Genomic DNA, 512 nt, shown 5'->3' on the forward strand with positions numbered 1-512 from the left:
AGGGCCCGACGCGGCGGCGCCGCCCTGGCAGGCCCCGCCGGCGGAGCGGCCGCCGGCCAGCGAGGCGACGCTGGCGCCCGGCACCCTGCTCGGCACGCGGCCCTTCCGGGCGACGCCCGCCGATGCGGCCGCCTATCGCGACGCGGTCGGGGAAGACGACCCGCTCTATGCGCGCGACGGGCTGCTGCATCCCGGCCAGGTGCTGCGGCTGTGCAACCAGGCGCTGGTGCAGAATGTGGTGCTGGGGCCGTGGATCCATGTCGGCAGCGCGGTGCGCAACGTGGCGGCGGCGCGGATCGGCGAAGCGCTGACGGCCTGCGCCCGCGTCACCGCCAACGATGTCCGCAAGGGCCATGCCTTCGTCGAACTGGATGTGCTGGTGCTGGGCGGCGACGGCGCGCCGCGCGCCGCGGTGCGGCATACCGCCATCTGGCGGCCGCGGCAGGTCGCGTGACCAGCGCCGCGCCGCGACGCGCCGGGGGCGGCAGCGCGGCGGCGCGGGCATTCCGGGC

At 78.1% G+C, this 512-nt stretch carries 1 protein-coding gene; it reads left to right on the top strand.

Annotated features, from left to right (window positions below):
• The coding region (locus E2C05_RS33840; protein ID WP_205083313.1) for a hypothetical protein at nt 1-454 on the top strand (454 nt) is incomplete at its 5' end.
• Nucleotides 455-512 lie beyond the last annotated feature (58 nt).

The sequence above is a fragment of the Paracraurococcus ruber genome, assembly GCF_004353985.1.
GTDB lineage: Bacteria > Pseudomonadota > Alphaproteobacteria > Acetobacterales > Acetobacteraceae > Paracraurococcus > Paracraurococcus ruber.